Origin of the sequence: Verminephrobacter aporrectodeae subsp. tuberculatae At4, assembly GCF_000193225.1 — a bacterium.
GTDB lineage: Bacteria > Pseudomonadota > Gammaproteobacteria > Burkholderiales > Burkholderiaceae_C > Acidovorax > Acidovorax aporrectodeae.
Genome location: NZ_AFAL01000118.1, coordinates 1 through 3,256 on the forward strand (window position 1 = coordinate 1; position 3,256 = coordinate 3,256).

Consider the following 3,256-nt stretch of genomic DNA (forward strand, 5'->3'; position numbering starts at 1 on the left):
CGCTTTCGCCTTGAAAAGGACGCCGACAACGCGGCCGCCGAAGTGCGCGACCGCACTGCACGGGTGCGCAACCGCTTGCCCGATGCGGTCGACGAGCCGGTGATCGCGAAGGTCGAGGCGGACGCCTCGCCCGTGCTGTGGCTCGCCTTCAGCAGCGACCGGCGCAGCCCGCTGGAGATCAACGAGCTGATCAACCGCATCGTCCGGCCGCGCCTGCAGACCGTCACCGGCGTGGCCGACGTGCCGATCTACGGCGAGCGCAGGTACGCCATGCGCGTCTGGCTCGACCCCGCGCGCATGGCCGCCTACCAGCTCAGCACGCAGGACGTGGAGGACGCGATCCGCCGCAGCAACCTGGAGCTGCCCGCTGGCCGCATCGAATCGCAGCAGCGCGAATTCAGCGTCACCGCGCGCACCGATCTGCAAACGCCGGAGCAGTTTGCCGACATCGTGATCCGCACCGTCAACGGCTCTGCGGTGCGCATCCGGGACGTGGCGCGGGTCGAGGAGGGGCCGGCCAGCGACCGCAGCCGCGTGCGGCTCAACGGCCGCGACGCGATCTCGGTGGGCGTGATCCGCCAGGCCACCGCGAACCCGCTGGAATTGGCCCAGGGGGTGCGCGCCATGATGCCCCTGCTGCAGGCCGACCTGCCGGCGGACATTGCGATGGACGTGGCGAACGACAACTCGCAGTTCATCGCCCGCTCGATCCAAAGCGTCTACCACACGATTGCCGAAGCCGTGGTGCTGGTGGCGTTGGTGATCTTCGTGTTCCTGCGCAGCTTGCGCGCCGCCATCATTCCCATCGTCACGATCCCGGTGAGCCTGGTGGGCAGCTGCGCGCTGATGGCGCTGGCGGGCTTTTCCATCAACACGCTCACGCTCTTGGCCCTGGTGCTGGCCATCGGGCTCGTGGTCGACGACGCCATCGTGATGCTGGAGAACGTCTACCGGCATATCGAACAGGGGCTGGACCCGTTGTCTGCCGCGATCCAGGGCGCGCGCGAAATCGGCTTTGCCATCGTCGCCATGACCTTGACGCTGGTCGCGGTGTACGCCCCGCTGGCTTTCACGCCAGGGCGGACCGGCCGGCTATTCGTCGAATTCGCGCTGGCGCTCGCCGGTGCCGTGGTGGTGTCGGGCTTCGTGGCGCTGAGCCTGTCGCCGATGATGTGTTCGCTGCTGCTCCGGCACCAGCCCCATCCGAGCGGGTTGGACCGGTGGATGGAGCGCGGGCTCACGGCGCTGTCCGACGCCTATGGCCGCCTGCTGCGCTGGGTCGTCACGGCGCGTTGGGGTGGGCGCGGCCGCGTGGCGGGCACGATTTTCCAGGCCCGCGCGCTGGTGCTGGGCGTGATGGCGCTCAGCGGCGCCACGCTGCTGCTCGTATGGCCGGGCATGCGGCAGGAGCTCTCGCCGCTGGAAGACCGCGGAACCATCTTGGCCAGCGTCACGGCGCCCGACGGCGCCACGCTCGACTACACCGACCGCTACGCACGGGAGCTGGAAAAAATCGGCAGCCGCTACCCCGAGTTCGACCGCGTCTTTGCGAACATCGGCAACCCCACGGTGGCCCAGGGCAGCGTGGTCTACCGCACGGTCGATTGGGAACTGCGCGAGCGCAGCACGCTCGATCTGGCCCGGGCCTTGCAACCCATGGTGGCCAGCCTGCCCGGCGTGAACGCCTTTCTGATCACGCCCCCCTCGCTGGGGCAGGGGTTCCGCTCCCGGCCGCTGACCTACGTGATCCAGACCTCGGACAGCTACGAGAACCTCAGCACCGTGGTCGATGCCTTCATGGCCGCGATCGCGCAGAACCCCGGCATCGTCGCGCCCGACGCCGACCTGCGGCTGAACAAGCCCGAACTGCGCATCGCCGTGAACCGCGAGCGCGCCGCCGACCTGGGCGTCGGCGTGGACGCGGTGGCCAGGGCCATAGAGACCATGCTGGGCGGGCGCAGCGTAACCCGCTACAAGCGCGACGCCGAACAGTACGACGTGATCGTGCAGACCGAGGCCGATGAGCGCAGCCGGCCCGAGAGCATCGACCTCATCCACATGCGCGGCCGCAACGGCGCGATGATCCCGCTGTCCAGCCTGGTCCGGGTGCAGGAGGGCGTGAGCCCGCGCGAGCTGAACCACTTTGGCCAGCGCCGCTCGGCCACCATCACGGCGAACCTCGCGCCCGACTACTCGCTCGACCAGGCCATCCGCTTCATGGACGCGACGGCGGCGCAGCTGCTCAGGCCTGGCTACACCACGGACCTGAACGGCAACTCGCGCGAGTTCAGAGACGCGCGGGGGGCCCTTGGCCTGGTGTTCGTGCTCGCGCTGGTGTTCATTTTTCTGGTGCTCGCCGCACAGTTCGAGAGCTTTATCGACCCGCTGGTGATCATGGTGTCGGTGCCGCTGTCGATGGTGGGCGCGCTGCTGGCGCTGCGCTGGAGCGGTGGATCGCTGAACGTGTATTCGCAGATCGGCTTGATCACGCTGGTGGGCCTGATCACCAAGCATGGCATTTTGATCGTGGAGTTCACCAACCAGCTGCGCACGCAGGGTCTGGAGCTGGTGGACGCGCTGGTCCGGGCCTCGGCCCAGCGCCTGCGTCCCATCCTGATGACCACCGGCGCGATGGTGCTGGGCGCCCTACCGCTGGCGCTGGCCAAGGGCGCGGGCGCCGAGACGCGCACGCAGATCGGCTGGGTCATCGTCGGCGGCATGCTGCTGGGCACCTTGCTCACGCTGTTCGTGGTGCCGACCATGTACACGCTGTTGGCGCGCAAGGCGGTGCCGGGGCCAAACCGGGCGGTGGCAGTGGCGGCACTGCCGCACCCCGGGTGACTTCCCCTTCAGCTGCCTGAGGAGAGCAAGCGCCCGACCGCCTGCTGCATGAGCGCCAGCAACGGCTGCTCGAGCAGGGGCAGCGTGGCGGTCAGGCCCAGTATTCCCACCGTGAGCGTCACCGGGAAGCCGACCGCGTAGATGTTCATCTGCGGCGCCACCCGCGAGACGATTCCCAGCGTCAGGTTGACGAACAGCAGGAGCGCGATCATGGGCAAGGCCATCCAGAGCGCGCTGGAAAAGAGCGCGGCGCCCAGCGTGTGCAGCCGCATCTGCCCCAGGGATTGCAGGAAGTTGCCGTCCACCGGAAACCCTTCGAAGCTTTTCACCAGGGCCATCAGGATCAGCAGGTGGCCGTCGATCACGATGAAGAGCAGCATCGCCATGTAGCCCAGGAATCGGGCCACGGCGCTGG

The 3,256-nt window shown here is 68.4% G+C and carries 2 protein-coding genes; one reads left to right on the forward strand and one right to left on the reverse strand.

Annotated features, from left to right (window positions below; genetic code table 11):
- Positions 1-2,841, forward strand: a 2,841-nt coding sequence (locus VTU_RS25675; RefSeq protein WP_010101307.1) for an efflux RND transporter permease subunit, incomplete at its 5' end; no start/stop codon positions are given.
- Positions 2,842-2,849: 8 nt separating this feature from the next.
- On the opposite strand, the gene VTU_RS0104610 is transcribed toward VTU_RS25675, so the two are convergent.
- Positions 2,850-3,256: flagellar biosynthetic protein FliR (locus VTU_RS0104610; RefSeq protein ID WP_010101308.1), on the reverse strand; the 407-nt coding region annotated here is incomplete at its 5' end.